The 18884-nt window shown below is 69.9% G+C and carries 20 protein-coding genes; 9 read left to right on the top strand and 11 right to left on the bottom strand.

Features of this window, described 5'->3' with window-relative positions:
* Positions 1–3 precede the first annotated feature (3 nt).
* Complete coding sequence (gene folE, locus H5411_RS03830; protein ID WP_101434767.1) at positions 4–606, top strand: GTP cyclohydrolase I FolE; 603 nt, start codon at positions 4–6, stop codon at positions 604–606.
* On the opposite strand, the gene H5411_RS03825 is transcribed toward folE, so the two are convergent.
* Positions 570–1808, bottom strand: a complete 1239-nt coding sequence (locus tag H5411_RS03825) for an alpha/beta hydrolase (RefSeq protein WP_183122968.1) — start codon at positions 1806–1808, stop codon at positions 570–572. The two genes, folE and H5411_RS03825, sit on opposite strands and share 37 nt — an antisense overlap.
* 59 nt (positions 1809–1867) lie before the next feature.
* Here H5411_RS03825 and H5411_RS03820 point away from each other — a divergent pair, with 59 nt between their 5' ends.
* The gene (locus H5411_RS03820; protein ID WP_101434765.1) at positions 1868–3262 is read left to right on the top strand and encodes a WS/DGAT/MGAT family O-acyltransferase; all 1395 of its coding nucleotides are present in this window, start codon (positions 1868–1870) and stop codon (positions 3260–3262) included.
* Positions 3263–3269: 7 nt separating this feature from the next.
* Here H5411_RS03820 and H5411_RS03815 read toward each other — a convergent pair whose 3' ends face one another.
* On the bottom strand, positions 3270–3509 hold the full coding sequence (locus H5411_RS03815) for a hypothetical protein (protein ID WP_101434764.1): 240 nt from the start codon (positions 3507–3509) through the stop codon (positions 3270–3272).
* 44 nt (positions 3510–3553) lie between these two features.
* Complete coding sequence (locus H5411_RS03810) at positions 3554–5197, bottom strand: TIGR04141 family sporadically distributed protein (RefSeq protein WP_101440669.1); 1644 nt, start codon at positions 5195–5197, stop codon at positions 3554–3556.
* Positions 5198–5698: 501 nt separating this feature from the next.
* Here H5411_RS03810 and H5411_RS03805 point away from each other — a divergent pair.
* Positions 5699–6238, top strand: coding sequence for a Uma2 family endonuclease (locus H5411_RS03805; RefSeq protein WP_101434763.1), 540 nt, complete (start codon positions 5699–5701; stop codon positions 6236–6238).
* A gap of 51 nt (positions 6239–6289) precedes the next feature.
* On the opposite strand, the gene H5411_RS03800 is transcribed toward H5411_RS03805, so the two are convergent.
* Entirely contained in the window at positions 6290–7231 is a 942-nt protein-coding gene (locus tag H5411_RS03800) for an alpha/beta fold hydrolase (RefSeq protein WP_183122967.1), read from the bottom strand.
* Between the two features lie 127 nt (positions 7232–7358).
* On the opposite strand from H5411_RS03800, the gene H5411_RS03795 reads away from it, so the two are divergent.
* From H5411_RS03795 to H5411_RS03775, 5 genes are read left to right on the top strand one after another with little or no spacing between them, the layout of a single operon-like run.
* Positions 7359–8426: an acyl-CoA dehydrogenase family protein gene (locus tag H5411_RS03795; protein ID WP_183122966.1), complete on the top strand. Its 1068-nt coding sequence runs from the start codon at positions 7359–7361 to the stop codon at positions 8424–8426.
* Between the two features lie 2 nt (positions 8427–8428).
* Positions 8429–9601 (top strand): acyl-CoA dehydrogenase family protein, encoded by a 1173-nt coding sequence (locus tag H5411_RS03790; protein WP_183122995.1) that lies wholly within the window; start codon positions 8429–8431, stop codon positions 9599–9601.
* Positions 9598–10506 carry a bifunctional MaoC family dehydratase N-terminal/OB-fold nucleic acid binding domain-containing protein gene (locus H5411_RS03785; RefSeq protein WP_183122965.1) on the top strand — a complete coding sequence of 303 codons (909 nt, stop codon included), beginning with the start codon at positions 9598–9600 and terminating at the stop codon, positions 10504–10506. The genes H5411_RS03790 and H5411_RS03785 overlap by 4 nt, the downstream gene beginning before the upstream one ends.
* Complete coding sequence (locus H5411_RS03780) at positions 10503–10901, top strand: MaoC family dehydratase (protein WP_101434758.1); 399 nt, start codon at positions 10503–10505, stop codon at positions 10899–10901. Before H5411_RS03785 ends, H5411_RS03780 begins: the two co-directional genes overlap by 4 nt.
* The gene (locus H5411_RS03775) at positions 10898–12070 is read left to right on the top strand and encodes a lipid-transfer protein (protein ID WP_183122964.1); all 1173 of its coding nucleotides are present in this window, start codon (positions 10898–10900) and stop codon (positions 12068–12070) included. The genes H5411_RS03780 and H5411_RS03775 overlap by 4 nt, the downstream gene beginning before the upstream one ends.
* Here H5411_RS03775 and H5411_RS03770 read toward each other — a convergent pair.
* Positions 12058–12618 (bottom strand): dihydrofolate reductase family protein, encoded by a 561-nt coding sequence (locus tag H5411_RS03770; RefSeq protein ID WP_101434756.1) that lies wholly within the window; start codon positions 12616–12618, stop codon positions 12058–12060. The genes H5411_RS03775 and H5411_RS03770 overlap by 13 nt on opposite strands.
* A gap of 150 nt (positions 12619–12768) precedes the next feature.
* Between H5411_RS03770 and H5411_RS03765 the strand changes: the two genes are divergently transcribed.
* Positions 12769–13326, top strand: coding sequence for a DUF5134 domain-containing protein (locus H5411_RS03765; RefSeq protein ID WP_183122963.1), 558 nt, complete (start codon positions 12769–12771; stop codon positions 13324–13326).
* Between the two features lies 1 nt (position 13327).
* Here the strand turns inward: H5411_RS03765 and H5411_RS03760 are convergent, their stop codons facing one another.
* Genes H5411_RS03760 through kstD form a run of 6 tightly spaced genes read right to left on the bottom strand, consistent with a single transcriptional unit; the run spans position 13328 to position 18842 of the window.
* The gene (locus tag H5411_RS03760; RefSeq protein WP_183122962.1) at positions 13328–13795 is read right to left on the bottom strand and encodes a riboflavin kinase; all 468 of its coding nucleotides are present in this window, start codon (positions 13793–13795) and stop codon (positions 13328–13330) included.
* 27 nt (positions 13796–13822) lie between these two features.
* Positions 13823–14683: a MaoC/PaaZ C-terminal domain-containing protein gene (locus H5411_RS03755; RefSeq protein ID WP_183122961.1), complete on the bottom strand. Its 861-nt coding sequence runs from the start codon at positions 14681–14683 to the stop codon at positions 13823–13825.
* An 11-nt stretch (positions 14684–14694) separates the two neighbouring features.
* On the bottom strand, positions 14695–15729 hold the full coding sequence (locus tag H5411_RS03750; RefSeq protein WP_183122960.1) for a ferredoxin--NADP reductase: 1035 nt from the start codon (positions 15727–15729) through the stop codon (positions 14695–14697).
* Positions 15722–15988 carry a hypothetical protein gene (locus H5411_RS03745; RefSeq protein WP_183122959.1) on the bottom strand — a complete coding sequence of 89 codons (267 nt, stop codon included), beginning with the start codon at positions 15986–15988 and terminating at the stop codon, positions 15722–15724. The genes H5411_RS03750 and H5411_RS03745 overlap by 8 nt, the downstream gene beginning before the upstream one ends.
* Positions 15985–17169 (bottom strand): Rieske 2Fe-2S domain-containing protein, encoded by a 1185-nt coding sequence (locus tag H5411_RS03740; RefSeq protein ID WP_101434750.1) that lies wholly within the window; start codon positions 17167–17169, stop codon positions 15985–15987. The genes H5411_RS03745 and H5411_RS03740 overlap by 4 nt, the downstream gene beginning before the upstream one ends.
* Positions 17166–18842, bottom strand: a complete 1677-nt coding sequence (gene kstD, locus H5411_RS03735; RefSeq protein ID WP_183122958.1) for a 3-oxosteroid 1-dehydrogenase — start codon at positions 18840–18842, stop codon at positions 17166–17168. The genes H5411_RS03740 and kstD overlap by 4 nt, the downstream gene beginning before the upstream one ends.
* Positions 18843–18884 lie beyond the last annotated feature (42 nt).

Here is an 18884-nt window from a genome sequence, read left to right as displayed (position 1 = left end):
CCCATGCAGTCGTCCGGAACCGCCCTCCGCGTCGTCCACGAGCCCGTCCCCGGCTTCGACCTGGCCGCGGCCGAAACCGCGGCGGGCGACTTCCTGCGCGCGCTCGGCATCAGCCTCGATTCGGAGAGCCTGCGCGGCACCCCCGGCCGGATGGCCCGCGCGTACGCCGAGCTGTTCACGCCGCGCTCGTTCGACCTCACCACGTTCCCCAACGACGAGGGCTACGACGAGCTGGTGCTGGCCCGCGACATCCCGGTCCGGTCGGTCTGCGAACACCACCTGCTGCCGTTCACCGGGGTCGCGCACGTCGGGTACCTGCCGGGCGAGCGGATCCTCGGGCTGTCGAAGCTCGCGCGCGTGGTCGAGCATTTCGCGTGCCGTCCGCAGGTGCAGGAGCGGCTGACGAAGCAGATCGCGGGCTGGCTCGGCGACCAGCTGTCGCCGAAGGGCGTCGGCGTGGTGATCGAGGCCGAGCACACCTGCATGACCCTGCGCGGCGTGCAGGCGACCGGCTCGTCCACGGTCACGTCCACCCTGATGGGCACCCTCCGCGAGGACGCCCGCTCGCGTCAGGAGTTCTTCTCGCTGACCGGCGTCAACGCCTGAGCGTGCGCCCAGTCGAGGAAATGCTCGACGCCGCGCACCACGTGCGTGCTGCGGATTGACGGGAACACGTCGAACGCGTGCTGCGCGCCGGCGAGTTCCGCGTACGCCACCGGATGGGCGGATTTGGCGCGCAGCCGGGCGACGAACTCCCGCGCCTCCGCGACCGGCACGAGCGAATCGTGCTTGCCGTGGATCACGAAGAACGGCGGCGCGTCCTCGGCGACGCGGTCCATCGGGGACGCGGCGAGGTAGTCGTCCATCCGGTGCTCCGGGGCGAACACCCGCCGCGCCATCAGGCTTTCCAGCCGGTAGCGGCTTTCCGCTTCGCCGGTCGACGCGGCGATGTCGTACACGCCGTAGTGCGGCACGCAGGCCTGTACGCTCGTGTCCGCCTCCTCGAATCCGGGCTGCAGCGCCGGATCGTTCTGGCTCAGCGCGAGCAACGCGGCGAGATGCCCGCCCGCCGAACCGCCGGTGACCGCGACGAACCGCGGGTCGCCGCCGTACTCGGCGATGTGCTCGCGGATCCAGGCGAGCGCTTGTTTGGCCGCGACGATGTGCGCGGGCCAGCGCGAGGCGGGGGAGAGCGGGTAGTTGATAGCCACGCAGACCCAGCCGCGGCGGGCGAGGTGGCGCATCAGCGGCAGACCCTGCTGTTCCTTGTTGCCGATGGTCCACGCGCCGCCGTGGATCTGCAGCAGGACCGGTGCGTCCCGGACCGTCTCGCGCGGACGGTAGACGTCCAGCAGGAACCGTTTGCCGCCAGGGGCGTACGCGACATTCCGGTCGCGCACGACGTCCGGCTCGTGCATCCGGAACGGCATCAGCAGGCGTCCCCACGGCGTCGAGAAGTCCGAAGGGTTCTCGAGGTGGTCCCGGTAGTCCTCGCCGAGCGCTTCGACGAGCGCGGCCTCGACCTCGAGGCGCGCCTTCAGCGAGGTTCCGATGAGCGACGCGAAACCGGCCGCGGACAGCCCGGCCAAAGCCAGCCCGACCCGGTCGCCTCGGCGGCGTACCCCGTGGCGCGCGACGTGCTGCGCGGTGTCGGCCGCGGTGAGCGCGAGCAGGTGCGGCGCGAGTTCGCCGGTGAGCCAGCCGGCGAAGAACACCGGGATCGAGGTCGGCCGCGGTTTCGGCGGACGCAAGGCGAGCGCGGCGAGGCCGAGCTGCGCCGCCCGGCGGGTCACGAAGTCCGGTTTCACCTGCCCGATGCTACCTCCGCCGAGCGCCCCGGCCCGGGTTCTGCCTTACGCTGGAAGACATGCAGCGACTGAGCGGGCTGGACGCGAGCTTCCTCTACCTGGAGACGCCCTCGCAGGTCCTGCACGTCTGCGGCCTGCTCACCCTCGACGGCTCGACCATGCCCGGCGGCTACGCGTTCGGGGAGTTCAAGCGCCGCCTCGCCGAACGCGTCGCGGTGATCCCGGCGTTCCGCCGCAAACTCCACAATCCGCTCTGGAACCTGAACCATCCGGTGTGGGTCGAGGACGAGGATTTCGACCTCGACAATCACGTGCACCGGATCGGCCTCCCGGCACCGGGCGACGACCGCGAGCTCGCCGAGATGTGCGCGCACATCGCCGGGCAGCGGCTGGACCGTTCGCATCCGCTGTGGCAGCTGTACGTGATCGAAGGACTGTCGGACGGACGGCTGGCGGTGCTGCTGAAAATGCACCACGCGAGCGTCGACGGCGTCGGCGGGGCCAGCCTGATCGGCTACCTCGCCGGGCTCGAACCCGACGCGCCGCTGCCGGAGCTGCCCGCCGGCGAACAGCACAACGACGGCCTGCCCACCCGGCTGCGACTGCTGCGCGAGAGCGCCGATTCGCTGCTGCACCGGCCGTTCGAGATCGCCCGGCTGCTGCCGGAGCTGCTGGAACTGGTCCCGCGGTGGCTCGGAAAAGCATTGCGCGGCAAGGGGATGCCGGTGCCGTTCACCGCGCCGCGGACCTCGCTGAACGGCACCATCACCGGACACCGTTCAGTCGCGTTCGCGCAGCTGGACCTGGATGCGGTGAAGCAGGTGAAGAACGCGTTCGGCGTCACCGTGAACGACGTGGTGCTGGCGCTGGTTTCCGGCGCCCTGCGGCAATTCCTGCTGAGCCGAGGCGAACTGCCGGGCGACCCGCTGGTGGCGACGGTTCCGGTGTCCGTGCACGAACGCACGGAACGCGACCGCGGCAGCAACCGGGTGTCCGCCTTTTTCGCTTCGCTGCCCACTCATTTGCCGGATCCGGCCGCGCGCGTGTTCTTCCTGGCCGAGGCGAACCGGCGGGCGAAGGACCACCATTACGACATCGACGCCGACATGCTCGCCGACTGGGCCCAGTTCTCCCCGGCGACGGTGTTCGGGCTCGCCGTGCGCGCGTATTCGGCGCTGCGGCTGGCCGAACGGCATCCGGTGGTGCACAACCTGATCATCTCGAACGTTCCCGGCCCGCCGATGCCGCTGTATCTGCTGGGTGCGCGGATCACCGGGCTGTACCCGCTGGGGCCGGTCTTCCACGGGGCGGGGCTCAACATCACGGTGCTGTCGAACGACGGCAAGGTGGGGGTCGGGTTGCTCGGGGCCAAGGAATTGGTGAAGGATCTGTGGCCGCTGGCGGACGCGTTGCCGGAGGCGCTGGACGAGCTGAGCAAGGCCGCGCCGGTGTGACCGGGGGCTAGGAGCACTGCAGCATCGCGGCCCGGCAGTCGGAGTCCATCGTGCTGGCCAGCGCTGTGGCTCCCTCGAAATCGTGATTCTCGAAACCGCTCGCGACGATCCGGATCTTGCCGCGTACCCGGCTGGTGGCCGCCTCGTCGGCGGCCCGGTCGAACTCGGCGGCGTAACCGCGGAGTTCGGCCGCCGCCGACCGGGCGTCGGCGGGCCCGGCGGTGTCGTTCTCAGACGTTTCAGACATCGCCCCCATCCGGAGAGCCATGCTGTCAGCTTTCGCCCGTTTGGTCACCCTCCGCCGCGACGGTGCCGTTGCTTCGCCGTGTGCGGGATGTCGGCGAATTTCAGCGTCGCGCGCAGGCTGCGCACCGCCCGGTCCAGCCGCAGCAAGGCGACCTGCGAGAGTGTGAACAGCTCGTCCACGTTCCACGCCCGTCCGGCGGCGGCGAGCACCACGGTGTCCGGCGCGCCGCCCAGCACACGGCCGCGATCCAATGTGGACACTTTATCGGCCAGCTGCGCCAACGCTTCCGGCTCGTCGTGCAGAGCTTCGGCGGACACTAATGCTTGGGTGTAGAGGTGGCTCGCCGCGGTGGCGCGACCCAGCCATTTGACGTGGATCAGCTCGTCGCCAGGCCCCAGCAAATCGCACAGCTCGAACCGCGGATGCAGGGGAGTGCTCGCGAAGTCCTTGTCCAGGCAGAGATATCCCGGCGCGAGAGCGGCGACTCGCTGGCAGTACCGGTGCTCGTCATCGGGTTGCCCGCTCGGTTTCCACGTGACCTCTGGCCAGACATGCTTGCGTGCCAGCAGATCGCGCACCTGATCGCGCATCTGTGCCACATAAGTCTCGCCGATCCGGTACCAGCGCGACTGGTGGTAGACGTACCGCGTGTGCTCGACAGTCGTCTCGAACACCAGCCAGCGAGCGGCGGGCAGCGGTGCTCCGGTCGGTTCCGTACCCGCCTCGTCGGCGCACGTCGTGATGCGGCCCGCCCGCAGGGCTTTCAGCCGCCGCTCAACGGGAATCCCGCCGAGCCGCGTGGTCAGGTGCTCCAGTTCCAGGCGGCCGGGGACGTGGATCGGGCCGCCGGGGCCGAGGCCGGTGATCCGGAAGGAACCGGCGTTCTCCGCGTCGTTCGCGGCGCTGGACGGCCACGCCAGGCCGAGCGCGTCGCTGCCGCCGAGTGCTTCGGCGAGTTGCCGTTCGAGTTCGGGCACGAGCGGATGGTGCCGGTCCATCGGGCGGGTCTGGGAAATGAACCGCAGTGCGGAATCCTCGTCCGGTTCGTCGACCACGGCTCCGACCGCGTCGAGGTCGGCCAGGAACGCCTCGGGATCCTTGGCCAGCGGCGCCCACAGCGAGGTGCCGACGCGGATGCGGTAGCGCTTGCCGGTCACCCGGCCGTAGGTCAGGTCCGTGAGATCCGCCGAACCGGCGAGCCGGTGCACGAGATCGCCGTACGGTTCGAGCCGGAATGCGGACAGGTCGCCGCCGCCCGGAATGGAGACTTGCGTGGCCCGCGCGGAAATGTCCAGCGCGGCGCTCGCGACCAGGCCGAGGTCGAACGGGTCGAGCCGGCGGATTCCGAAGCGCAGCCCGAAACCCTGCTCGACGTGTTCGTCGTTGAGCACGAGATGGCCCGCGCCCCAGGTGACCGCGTAGGTCCACGGCGGGCGCGGCACGAGCAGCACGGCGAAGGGCAGCGTCGAGGGCAGGTCGAGCGGACCGCCGCCGAGCGCTTCGGCGTGCTGCAGCCATTGCGGGGCCTCGGTGCGGAACGCGCCCGCGACGAGCCGGCCGCGCGTGCCGGGCAGGTCGACCGGGCGGTCGGCGCTGATCTGTTCGGGGGAGAGCGGGGTCAGCAGGTCGGTTTCCGCCGCGGAGCCGTCGAGACGGAAGAGGGACGCCGGACGGCTGGGGGCAGGCATGACCACCACCGAAGGAAGGAATTCCGGGACGTCCGATCAGCCTAGGAGCCGCGTCGGTCCAGCCGGTTAATCACGGAGCGCGAATGGCGTGCGAAATGGTGAAATTCCGCTGAATCACCCATTCACGGGACGCGCGCACGGCCGATGATAGGGTTTCCTTTCGGGATGCGCCACAGCGGGTTGTGCGAGGGTTTTGCGAGGCCAGGCAACGGTCAGGTGATCCCGTGATGGCCGTTTACTGGACGCGGAATGGCGATTCAGATAAATCGCTCCGCCGCCGCGAAAGAACCTGTTCGCCGGGCACGACTGGGCTGTCCGAGGCGATTTCTCCGCGTTGTGGTGACCTACCGTGAGCGATTCGCCGGGCGCGCGCGGCGGCGAATGGGCTGGCCGGGTCGGCGGCCCGCCGCGGGGCGGTTCGCGCTGCCGCGCGTGCCCGACTACCCTGGCTGAGTCGTTTCCGGTCGGCCCGCCTGCGGGGGCAGCATGATGACAGTCCCGATGTTCGCGCACGGCGACCGTCTCACGCGTCGGGACCTGGAGACGATCTCGGATGAACACCGCCGGTACGAACTGGTGGACGGGACGCTTCTGGTGAGCCCGTCCCCGCGTCCGCTGCATCAGCGGGTGGTCGCGCGCCTCCTGGCCGCGCTCACCCCGGTCTGCCCTGCCGACTGCGAGGTCCTCCCCGCGCCGGTGGACGTGGTGCTCGACGAGTTCACCGTGATGATCCCGGACGTCGTGGTCGGCCGGCGCGAGACGTTCACCGAACGCGCGCTGGTCGGCGTCCCGGTGCTGGCGGTCGAGGTGGTCTCGCCGTCGAGCAGGCACATCGACCGCTTCCTGAAGCCGGCCCGCCTCGCGCTCGCCGGCTGCCCGTACTACTGGGTGATCGAGCCGAACGAGCCGACGCTGAGCTGCTACCGCCTGGCGGACGGCGAATACGTGCTGGACGGAGAGGCGACAGGCGACGAGGTCGTGCGGCTTGAGGTGCCGTACCGGATGGAGCTTCGTCCGGCGGATCTGGTGTCGACGTACTAGGACCTCGTGAGTGGCGATCACGGTTCTAACCGGCATTGCCACTCACGACTGCTAGGCCGAGTCCGGGATCTCCGCCGCCCTCTCCTGTACGCCGATCGCTGCCTGTACCGAAGTGCACGCTGCCATCAGCGCGGCCACGAACTGGTCCGCCGCGAAAACACACGCGGTATGTCCCGCCGGGATCTCGTACGTCGCCGCATCGGCGATCCGTCGCGCGAGACTCCGCTGGTGCGCCGGAGCGATGAACCCGTCCCGCGAGGTCACCACGACCGCTGTCGGCAGGGTGAGGGTGTGCAGCCACGGTGTCGAATCGAAGCGGCCGATCTCGTCCAGTGCGACCGCGATCGCCCAGGGGCTCGTCGAGCGGAATTCCTCCAGTGCCCACCGGTGGTCCTCCAGCCGGGCGAGGCGTGCGCGGCGGGGTTCGCCGGGGACCAGGCCGATACGCGCTTGGTCGCGCAGGAGGTGGAGCGTGCGGCCGAACAGGTCGAGCGCCACGCGTTGCCGGATGCCTCGGCGGAAGTTGCTCGCCGTCGAGCACAGGACCAATCCGGTGACCCGCTCCGGGAAGCGGTGGGCGGTCAGCTGGCCGACCATGCCGCCCATCGAGTAGCCCGCGACCATGAACCGGCCGATCCCCAGCGCGTCCGCGACCGCCGCCACGTCGTCCGCGCAGTCTTCGAGGCTGAACTCCTGCGAGCGGATGCCCTGGCCGTGCCAGCGCTGGTCGAACACCACGACCCGGTGGTTCTTCGACAGCCGCTCCAGCGCGGGATACCAGGTGAGCAGCCCGGTGCAGGCCACCGAGTGCAGCAGGATCACCGCGGGCGCGTGCCGCGGGCCGACGTCCACCACGACCGTTTGGCCCCGGCCGGGCAGCGACAGCGGCTTCGGATCCGGGACGCCCGCGGTGGACGGGATGGTCGCGAGCTTCCGCGTTGCTTGCCAACCGACGTCGCCCAGCGCTGATTTGAGAACTTGTTCCGCACCCACGTCGGCGTGCCGCCCCTCTCCGCTCGCCCGGTCGATCCACAGCCCGGCCCCGGGTTCTGGGGGTTGCCGAGCCAGCCCATACCGGCTAACAATAGAACGTGTTCCACCTAGGTGGAAGGAGACCGGAGTGGACTTCACCCCCGACGATACGCAGGGCGAGATCGCCTCGCTCGCCGCGCAGGTGCTCGGGAAGGCCGACGAACCCGCGGACCAGTGGAAAGCGCTGGCCGACGCGGGCCTGCTCGCCCTGCCCCTGCCCGCCGACCTCGGCGGCGACGGGCTCGGCGTCGGCCACGTCGGCCCGGTGCTCACCGAGGTGGGCCGGGCCGCGGCGGCCGTGCCCGCGTACGCCGTGCTGGCGCTCGGGATCCTCCCGATCGAGGCGCTCGGCACCCCGGCGCAGCGCGCCGAGTTCCTGCCGCCCGCGGCAGCGGGGGAGACCATTCTCACTGCCGCCTTGCACGAACCGTCCGCGCCGCTGACCTCCCTCCCCGGGACCAGCGGGGCGGCGGCGGACGGCGCGTGGGCGGTCACCGGCGTCAAGACGCACGTGCCGTACGCGGCGGAGGCAGTGCGGATTCTCACGCCGATCGCGTTGCCGGGCGGCACCGGTGTCGCGCTCGTGGATCCGCGCGCGGACGGGGTCGAAGTGCTGCCCGCGTACAACGCGACCGGGACGCCGGAATACACCGTGCGGTTCGACGGTGCCCGGGTGAGCGAAGCGGACTTCCTGCGTGACCGTACGGCCGGGCATGCAGTGCAGACGCTGCACCGTTACGCGTTGGCCGGAGCAGTCGCGCTCGGCGACGGGCTGCTCGCCGGAGCGCTGGCGTTGACTGCCCAGCACGTCGGCGAGCGCACGCAATTCGGCCGTCCCCTCGCGACTTTCCAAGCGGTGGCACAGCAAATCGCGGACGTCTACGTCGCTTCCCGCACCGTGCACCTGGCCGCGGTGTCGGCGGTATGGCGGCTGGCGTCCGGCTTGGACGCGGACACCGAACTGGACATCGCCGCGTACTGGCTGACCGAGGAAGCGCCGTCCGCGCTGGCGATCTGTCATCACCTGCACGGCGGCGTCGGCGTCGACCGCACCTACCCGCTGCATCGGTATTCCTCGGCGGTGAAGGACCTCGGCCGCGCGATCGGGGGAGCAGCGCACCGGCTCGGCCGGCTGGGCGAACGAGTGGCGGGGTGAGCATGCACATCGAACTGACGGCCGCACAACAGGAACTGCGGGCGCAACTGCGCGAGTACTTCGCGGGCCTGCTGACCGCCGACGAGCGCCGGGCGTTGCTGCGGGAGCGGCACGGCCAGGTGTACCGCGACGTCGTGCGCCGGATGGGCCGCGACGGGAAGCTCGGCGTCGGCTGGCCCAAGGAGTACGGCGGCGGCGGTTTCGGCGAGATCGAGCAGCACATCTTCGTCGACGAAGCCGCTCGCGCGGACGTCCAGCTGCCGTCGGTGACGCTGCAGACGGTCGGGCCGACGTTGCAGGCCTTCGGCACCGAGGAACAGAAGGCCCTGTTCCTGCCGAAGATTCTGGCCGGGGAGGTGCATTTCGCCATCGGGTACACCGAGCCGGAAGCCGGGACGGACCTCGCCTCGCTGCGCACGCGCGCGGTGCGCGACGGCGACGATTACGTGATCAACGGCCAGAAAATCTTCACCACCGGCGGGCACGACGCGGACTACGTCTGGCTCGCCGTGCGCACCGACCCGGACGCGCCGAAACACAAGGGCATCTCGATTCTCATCGTGGACACCCGCGACCCCGGCTATTCGTGGACGCCGATCATCACCTGCGACGGCGCGCACCACGTCAACGCGACCTTCTACGAAAACGTCCGCGTGCCGGCCAACATGCTGGTGGGAGAGGAAAACCGCGGCTGGCGGCTGATCACCACGCAACTCAACCACGAGCGCGTGATGCTCGGTCCGGCCGGGCGGATCGGCGGCCTGCACGACCGCGTCTGGGCGTGGGCGGCGGCGCGCCGGACCCCGGACGGCACGGCGCTGCTCGACCTTCCGGACGTGCGCGCGGTGCTGGCCGAGACGTTCGCGGTCGCGCGGGTCAACGAACTGCTGAACTGGCAGGTCGCGGCGGCAGCGGCGCACGGGTCGGTCGAGATCGCCGACGCGTCGGCGACGAAGGTGTTCTCCTCCGAGCGGATCCAGCGGATCGGGCGGCTGCTGGAGGAGCTGGTCGGACGGCACGGCGACCTCGCCGACCCGGACACCGCGGAACTCGCCGAATGGCTCGACGTGCTGGCGAAACGGAACCTGGTGCTGACGTTCGGCGGGGGCGTCAGCGAGATCCAGCGCGAACTGATCGCCTCCGCCGGACTGAACCTGCCGAGGGTGCCGCGATGACGATCGAGGAAGCCGCCGCGAAAATCGCCGCACAGGGCGAAAGCGCGCCGAGGTACGCGCGCGATCCGGTGAACCAGGCGATGGTGAACAACTGGGTCGAGGCGATCGGCGACGCCAATCCGGTCTACACCGACGAGGAGTTCGCCGAGACGAGTGTCCACAAGGGACTCGTCGCGCCGCCGGCGATGGCGCAGGTGTGGACGATGCCGGGGCTGCACGGCGTGCGCGGCGACGACGACCCGCTCGGCGCGATCCTCACCGTGCTCGACGAGGCCGGGTATACGTCCATTGTGGCCACCAACTCCGAGCAGACCTATCACCGCTACCTGCGGCCCGGCGAGCACGTTTCGACCACGAACCTGCTGGAGGACGTCACCGGCCCGAAGCGCACCGGGCTCGGCGAGGGCTGGTTCGTCACCACCCGGACGAATTGGTACGTCGACGGGGAACTGGTGGCGGACATGGTGTTCCGCGTGCTGAAGTTACGTCCGCGCGAACCGGAACCGCCGCCGTCGCCCGTGCTGCGGCCGGTGATCAGCCACGACACCAAGTTCTTCTGGGACGGCCTGCGCGAGGGCGAACTGCGCATCCAGCGCTGGGGCGACGTGCTGCGCCATCCGCCCGGCCCGATGCCGCCGGACGGATCTCTCGACACGGTTCCGGACTACGTCGTCGCCAGCGGCCGCGGAACGGTCTACAGCTTCGTCGTGCACCACCATCCGGCGGTGCCGGGCAAGCGGTTGCCGTTCGTGGTCGCGCTGGTGGAACTCGAGGAAGGCGTGCGGGTGATGGCCGAACTGCTGGACGCCGAACCGGACGAGGTCCACATCGGACTCCCGGTGACCGCCGCGTTCGTGCGCGTCGACGACGAATTGACCCTGCCCGCGTGGAAGGTGGCGCGATGACTGCCGCAGTCGGCACCGAACTGCCGCCGATGGTGCTCGAGGCGACTCCGACGTTCGTGATCAGCACGGCGCTGGCGACCCGGGATTTCCAAGACGTGCACCACGACCGGGACGCCGCCGTCGCGCGCGGGTCAAAGGACATCTTCCTGAATATTCTCACCGACACCGGGCTCGTGCAGCGGTACGTGAGCGAATGGGCCGGTCCGCAGGCGCTCATCCGCTCGATCAAGATCCGGCTCGGCGTGCCGTGCTACGCCGGGGACACGCTCACTTTCACCGGCCGGGTCACCGCCCGCGACGGTGCCGACCTCGAACTCGAAGTGTCCGCTATGGACAGTCTGGGCGCGCACGTGACCGGCACGGTTTCGCTGACGCTGCCGCGGGAGGACGCATGACGTTCACCGGGACCACCGCCATCGCCGGGATCGGCGCGACGGAGTTCTCCAAGGATTCCGGACGCAGCGAGCTGCGGTTGGCGGCCGAGTGCGTGAGCCACGCATTGGCGGACGCCGGGCTGACTCCGTCCGATGTGGACGGAATGGTGTCGTTCACCATGGACGGCAACGCGGAAATCGCGCTCGCCCGCGAACTGGGCATCCCGGAGCTGACATTCTTCAGCCGGGTGCATTACGGCGGCGGCGCGGCGGCGGCGACCGTGCAGCAAGCGGCGATGGCGGTCGCCAGCGGGATCGCCGACGTCGTGGTGGCGTACCGGGCATTCAACGAACGGTCCGGCATGCGGTTCGGGCGGGTGTCGGCGGCCGCGGCCCAGCAGGTGAACACCTCCGGTGTGGACAATGCGTTCCACTACCCGATGGGCATCGCGACCCCGGCCGCGACGGTGGCGATGGTCGCGCAGCGGTATCTGCACGAATACGGGGCCACCAGCGAGGATTTCGGCAAGATCGCGGTCATCGACAGGGCGCACGCGGCGACCAACCCGAACGCCTGGTTCCACGGCCGGCCGATCACGCTGGAGGAGCACCAGGCCTCGCGCTGGGTCGCGGAACCGTTGCACCTGCTCGATTGCTGCCAGGAAAGCGACGGCGGCGTCGCACTGGTGATCACCAGCCTCGAACGCGCGCGCGACCTGCGGCAGGAACCGGTCGTGGTTTCGGCGGCGGCGCAGGGGAGCGGACCGGACCAGTACGTGATGACCAGCTACTACCGCGACGATCTCGCCGCGCTGCCGGAAATGGGCGTGGTCGGGCGGCAGCTGTGGGCGCAGTCCGGGATCGGACCGTCCGATGTGGACGTCGCGGTGCTGTACGACCACTTCACCCCGTACGTGCTGATGCAGCTGGAGGAACTGGGCTTCTGCGGGCGCGGCGAGGCGAAGGACTTCATCGCGGGCGACACGCTGACCCTCGACGGGAAGCTGCCGCTCAACCCGCACGGCGGCCAGCTCGGGGAGGCGTACATCCACGGCATGAACGGCATCGCGGAGGCGATCCGGCAGCTGCGCGGCACAGCGGCGAATCAGGTCTCGAACGCCGGTACCGCGGTGGTCACGGCGGGAACCGGCGTCCCGACGAGCGGGCTGGTGCTGACTCAGGCTCGCTGAGGCTTCTTCGGCACGTAACGCAGCGCTACCGCTCCCGCGGCGAACTCCTGCCGGTCCACGAGCTTCAGGTCGAGGTACTCGGGCAGCCCGGCGAACAACGTCGGCCCGTGTCCCGCGATCCGGGGGTGCACCACGAACTCGTACTCGTCGATCAGCCCCATCGAAGCCAGCGCGAGCGGCAGCTGCACCCCGCCGGTGTACAAACCCTCGCCGGGCTGGTCTTTGAGCCGGAGCACCGCTTCGCGCAGGTCGCCGCGCACGAGTTCGGCATTCCAGTCGACGCGCTCGAGAGTGCTCGACACGACGTACTTCTTCGCCGCGTCGATCGTCCGGGCGAACGGTTGCATCCAGTCCGGTCGCTCGCCGGCCGGCGCGGACGGTCCCCACGCGGCTTCCATCATCTCGTAGATCACCCGGCCGAACAGGAGAGCGTCGGCGCTGGCGATGATCTCGGTCGCGTGCCGGTGCAGTTCCTCGTCCGGGAGGCCGGCCCGGTGATCGCAACAACCGTCCAGCGTGATGTTGATGGAGTACCGAAGCGGGCGCATCGGACAAGAGTAGCGGGGCTTGCCCCCGGGCGCATAACCCTTGTGGGTCAACGCGGATCACCTCATTGCTGGCTGGTGCCCCGCACCTGGCGCGTGTCACGGTGGTAAGGACCAGGTGACGCTGCGTGTCCAGAGGAGTGAGGTGCCGAGGTGAATGTCCCGCTGGCCTGGCTGTTCACCGCACTGTTCGCGTTGCTGGCCCTGCCGTGCGTGCTGCGGCTGGTGAGGCTCGATTACGTCCGCCTCGGCCATCGGGTGCGCAACGGCGATCTCGCCGAGCTGCTCCTCGTCGTGGCGATGGTGGCGATGCTGTCCCCGGTCGGCGGCCCGATCCCGGCGGCGGGCTGGCAGGCGGTGCTGGTGCTGACCGCGGGCTGGTTCGCCTGGTCCGCCTGGCAAGGCCGCTCGGAAGGACACAGCTGTGCGCATCACGCGCTGTCGGCGGCGGCGATGCTGTACATGGTCACGGCGATGCCGCACGGCGGAATGGCGCACGGACCGTGGCTGACGATGTCCACAATGGACGCCAAACTGGCGTGGCCGGTGCTCGCGATAGCCGCGGCGGCCTACTTCGTGGTGGACGCGGTCCGCTCCGGCGTGGTCGCGATGCGGTCGCGCGGCACGACGGTGCCGGGGCACGCGTCGCGCACGCTGTGCCGCGCCGCGATGGGCGCGGGCATGGGAGTCATGCTGCTGGCGGCAGTCTGACTCAGCCCAGGCGCCGGACTTCGCCGTCCGGCGGGAACTCGGCCAGCTTCGGCAGCGCCTCTGCGGGGTGGGCGGCGACCCATTCGCGCGTCGCGGCGACATCGTGGCCCAGCGCGTCGATCAGCTCCTGCGAGGAGCCGTAGGCCTGCTGATTGCGCAGGTGCTTGCCGAGCCAGACGGTGAGGCGCTCGCCGTACAGGTCGCCCTCGAAGTCGAGCAGGAAGGCTTCGACCAGCCGGTAGCCGTCGGCCCCGTAGTACGTCGGGCGGCGGCCCACGGACACCGCGGCGGCCACGCGCGTGCCGTCCGCGCGCTCCGCCCAGCCGGCCCACACCCCGTCGCCGAGTTCGCCGCGCTGGTCGCGCAGCGCGATGTTCGCGGTGGGGAAGCCCAGCTCACGGCCGCGCTTGTCGCCCGGCTCGACTGGCCCGCGCACCACGAAGAAGGTGCCGTCTCGCTCGTCCGCCATGGGACAACCGTATAACGGTCCCGATGCTCAGCGGGGCGTCAGCACTGTGTCGGCCAGCACAGGAGCGTCGTCGCGCTCCGGTGCGGTGGTCGTGACCAGCAGACGTCCGTTTTCGCGCCACACGCGCACGCGCAGGTTTTCGCCGGGGAACACGACGCCGGCGAACTTCGTCCCGAATGCCGAGACGCGTTCGGGATCGCCGTCGAGGAACGCGTCGACCACGGCCTTCGCGACCACGCCGTACGTGCACAGCCCGTGCAGGATCGGCCGGTCGAATCCGGCGGCCTTGGCGAACTCCGGGTCGGCGTGCAGCGGATTGCGGTCGCCGCACAGCCGGTACAGAAGCGCCTGCTGGGGCAGCGTCGGCACGTCGAGCACCGCGTCCGGTTCGCGGCCGGGCCACTCGATCTTGTCGGACGGCCCGCGTTCGCCGCCGAAGCCGCCCTCGCCGCGGGCGAAGATGCTGGACCGGGCTGTCCACAGTGGAGCGCCGGACTCGTCGGCGACCTCGGTCTCCTGCACCAGCACCGCGGCCTTGCCCTTGTCGAAGACGTCGGCGATCCGGGTGCGCGCGACCGCCTTGCCCTCGACCGGGATCGGCCGGTGCAGTTCGATCTCTTGCTTGCCGTGCAGGACTTTCGCCAGGTCGATGTCGACGCCGGGGAACTTCAGCTTCGGCGGCTCGAAGGTGCGCAGGTTCGCCGCGACGGTGGCGAAGGTCGGCAGCACGCGCAGGTCGCGCTCGTAGGTGTAGCGCAGTTCGCGTTCGGACACCGGATCCGCGCCCGCACCCACGGCGAGGTGATAAAGCAGCACGTCGGACGGCGTCCACGCGAAAGGGACCTCGCCGAGATCGGCGCCGATCGCGAGCGCGGGGTCGATGGGCACGGGCTCTCCACTCACTCGTAACTGACGGACACCTCGTCGGTCAACGGTACCGACTGGCAGGCCAGCACGATCCCGTCGGCGATGTCCTCGGCGTCCAGCACCTCGTTGTTCAGCATTTTCACCTCGCCGGAGGTGATGCGGCACGCACACGCGCTGCACTGGCCCTCGCGGCAGGAGTACGGCGCTTCGAGGCCCTCGGCGAGCAGATGGTCGAGCAGCTTCCGCTGCCGCGGCCAGGACAGCTGCCGGGTCTCGCCGTCCAGGTCTACGGTGAGCTCGGTGGTCTCGCCGCCGGCGTCCCCTGTGTCGGCTACGGGTTCCGGTTCGTCCGCGAAGGGATTTCCGGTGAGCGAGTGGAACTTCTCCACGTGCACGCGTTCCCGCGGCGCGCCGAGTTCGCGCAACGCGTCCTGTGCGGCGGCCATGAACGGAGCCGGGCCGCAGAGGAACGCTTCGTGCCCCGCGTAAGGCTGGGCGAGCGCCCGCAACGCGGCGACAGTCGGCAGGCCCTGCAGGCTTTCCAGCCAATGCACCACGGTGAGCCGGTCGCCGAACCGCTCGGCCAGCTCGCGCAATTCCGCGGCGAAAATCACCGACTGTTCATCGCGGTTCGCGTAAACCAGCACTACGTGGCCGCTGCCCTCTTCCAGCGCGGACTTGAGGATCGACATCACCGGCGTGATCCCGCTGCCCGCGGCGAACAGCAGGAAGTCGCTATCCAAAGAGGACGGACAGAACACGCCGGACGGTCGCAGCACGTCGATCGTCGCGCCCACCCGAAGCTCGTCGCACACCCAATTCGAGCCGTACCCGTCGGCGGTCCGCTTGACCGTGACCTGCACCCGGCCCTCGTGCGGCGCGCTCGAAAGCGAATAGCAGCGCGCGACGGAACCCGTTTGGTCGCTCGGAATCCGCAGCGTGAGGAATTGCCCGGGGGAGTAGGCGAACCGGTCGAGATGCTCCTCCGGGACGGTGAACACAATGGACCGGGCGTCCGCGGTTTCCTCGATCACCTCGGCGACGGTGAGCGTGACGACCTCAGTCATGGCGCACCTGCCCGAAATCGCCGTCCCGCACCGCGCTGTCGATGCTGTCCGCGAGTTTCTCGCAGGTGTCCAGCAACGCGGTGTTGCCGCCCGACGCGGCGTGCGCGGCGAACACCGGGCAGCTCGTCGCGGCGTCGGTGGTCCACTGGATGCTGGTGTGCTTCAGGCTGTTTTTCTTGACCAGCACACAGGTTCCGCAGCTGCGGCATTCGTGCGGCCGCAGCCCGGAGGTGAGGAATTCCGTGGCTTCGGCCGTCACACCCCAGCCTCCTCCGACGGGGCCGACGCGGCCGCCGCCTCGGCCTCCGCCCGCTGGCGCGCCAGGTTCTCCTGCACCTCGGCCGCCCACGCCTCGTTCGCCTTCGTGGTGTCCACTTCGAACTCGAACCGGCGCGTCATGTCCTCGGTGACGTCCGCGGCGTCCACGTAGAACTGTTCGTACCAGCGGCGCAGCTGATAGACCGGGCCGTCCTCCTCGCACAGCAGCGGGTTGTCGATCTTGGTCTTGTTCTTCCAGATCTCCACGTCCTGCAGGAAGCCGACGCCGATGCCCTTCGCGAGCTTCGCGGCGATCTTGTCCGCGTGCTCGTCGGAAACGCCGGGCATCTTCTTCACCATGATGCCCCACTGCAGCACGAACGACGTGGGCGAAACCGGGTAGTGGCAGTTGATCAGCACGTTCTCGATTTCGAAGCCCTGGAAGGAGTTCACCAGCCAGTTGATCATGTAGGAGGGCCCGAAATACGAAGCCTCCGAGCGCAGCAGGTTTTCCTCGCCGCCGTAATTGGACGCCATGCCCATGTCCGGGCGGCCCTTGGTGTTGAGGTACTGGGTGGCGATGTGGCCCTCGAACACGTTCTTGAAATACGTCGGGAAGGCGTAGTGGATGTAGAAGAAGTGCGCCATGTCCACCACGTTGTCGATGATCTCGCGGCAGTTGGCGTTCTCGATCAGGATCGAGTCCCAGGTCCAGTTGCTCCACTCGTCGCTGAACGCGCCCTCGACGCGCGGGATCACGACGTTCTCCGGCGGCGGGTTGCCCTCCGGGTCGTGCCAGACGAACAGCTGCTTGTTCTCCTCCAGCACCTGCCACGCCCGCGTGCGCGCCCGCAGCGGAACCCGCTTGGCGTACGGGATCGACTTGCACTTGCCGTCGCCGCCCCAGCGCCAGTCGTGGAACGGGCAGGCGACCTCGTCGCCCTTCACCGAGCCCTGGGTCAGGTCGCCGCCCATGTGCCGGCAGTATCCGTCGAGCACGTTCAGCTTCCCGGCGGTGTCGGCGAACACGACGAGCTTCGTGCCGAATGCCTGGATGGCGTGCGGGTTGCCGTCGCGGAAGCTGTCGGCGAGCCCGAGGCAGTGCCAGCCGCGGGCGTACCGCGCCGGGGGCGCCCCGGCGTCGATCGTGCGGATCTGCGATCCATCGGTCTTCGGCGTCACTGCCTGCCTCCCGTGCCGGTCTGATCTTCGTTGGCCAGCGCCTGTGCCGCAAGGTAGCCGAACACCATCGCCGGGCCGATGGTCGCGCCCGGCCCGGCGTAGGTCCGGCCCATCACCGGTGCGCTGGTGTTGCCCGCCGCGTAGAGACCGGGCACGACCGTGCCGTCCTCGCGCAGGACGCGGGCGTTCTCGTCGATGCGCAGCCCGCCCTTGGTGCCCAGGTCGCCGGGCGCCACGCGGACCGCGTAGTACGGGGCCTTGGCCAGTTCGCCGAGGCTCGGGTTGGGGCGGTTGCGCGGGTCGCCGTAGTAGTGGTCGTAGGCGCTGAGCCCGCGCTGGAAGTCGTCGTCGACGCCCTTGCGGGCGAAGCCGTTGAACCGCGTGACGGTCTGTTCCAGCGCTTCGGCGGGCACGTCGATCTTCTCGGCGAGCCCGGCCAGCGTCGCGGACTTCGCCACGATCCCGGCCTGGTACCAGCGCCCGGGCAGCGGCTGCCGCGGGCCGAGGCCGGTGAACAGGTAGCGGTCGCGGTAGCGCTGGTCGAACACCAGCCACGCCGGGACGTGCTTGCCCGGCCCGTCGCCGTCGCCGTACATCGCGTGCACGGCCTCGACATACGGCGCGGATTCGTTGACGAACCGCGTGCCCTGGGCGTCGACCATCAGGCAGCCGGGCCGGGAGCGTTCCGCGAGCGCGAACCACGGGCCGCCGGTGAGCGGGAACGTCGGTCCCCACCAGGCGTCGTCCATCAGTTCGGTCGCCGCGCCGAGCTTGAGTCCGGCGTTGATGCCGTCGCCGGTGTTCGCCGCCGCGCCGACGGTCCATTCGGTGCCGATCGGCGCGCGCTGGTACTTGGTGCGCATCTCTTCGTTGTGCTCGAAGCCGCCGCAGGCCAGCACCACGCCGCGACGCGCGCGGAACAGCGTTTCGGTGCCGTCGCGGCGGGCCACGATGCCGGTGACGACGTCGTTCTCCACCTGCAGGTCGACCAGCGGCGTGTCCAGCAGAATCTCGACGCCCGCATCGCGCAGGCCCTTCCGCAGCCCGGCCGCAAGCGCTTGCCCCATGGACAGCAGCTGCTGGCCGCGGACGCGTCCGACCAGCCATTTCCTCCCGAGCGACAGCATCCGGGCGAATCCGCGCGGATGCCGGGCGATCAGGCTCAGCCAGCGGTAGTCCGACTGGGTGATCGGCACGCCGAGCGGCGGTGCGCTGTACGGCGGTTCGAGCTGCGCCAGGTCGCTGCCGAGCAGTTTGCCGTCGAGCGGTTTCGGTTCGACGGACCGGCCGCCGGGACGTCCGCCGGGCGCCTCGGGGTGGTAGTCGCTGTAGCCCGGGACCCACTGGAACTCCAGCGGCGTGTGCCGCGTGACGAACTCCAGCACCTCGGGGCCGTGGTCGAGGAAGGCCGTGCGCAGGTGCTCGGGCACCACGTCGCCGACGATCGATTCCAGGTACTGCCTCGCGCGTTCGGGTGGTTCTTCGATGCCCGCGGCGCGCAGCGCGTGGTTGCCGGGCAGCCAGACGCCCCCGCCGGAGCGGGCGGTCGAACCGCCGAAGCAGGCTGCCTTTTCCAGCACCACCACGGAAAGGCCGCGATGGGCGGCGGCGAGCGCGGCGGTCATCCCGGCGGCGCCGCTTCCGGCCACCACCACGTCGTACTCGTCCGACATGCCACCTCACATGCAACGTGTTATCGGCTAAAGCTGGCCTGC

This window comes from Amycolatopsis echigonensis (assembly GCF_014174495.1).
Classification (GTDB): Bacteria; Actinomycetota; Actinomycetes; order Mycobacteriales; family Pseudonocardiaceae; genus Amycolatopsis; species Amycolatopsis echigonensis.
This window is presented reverse-complemented; position numbering and strand designations above follow the sequence as displayed.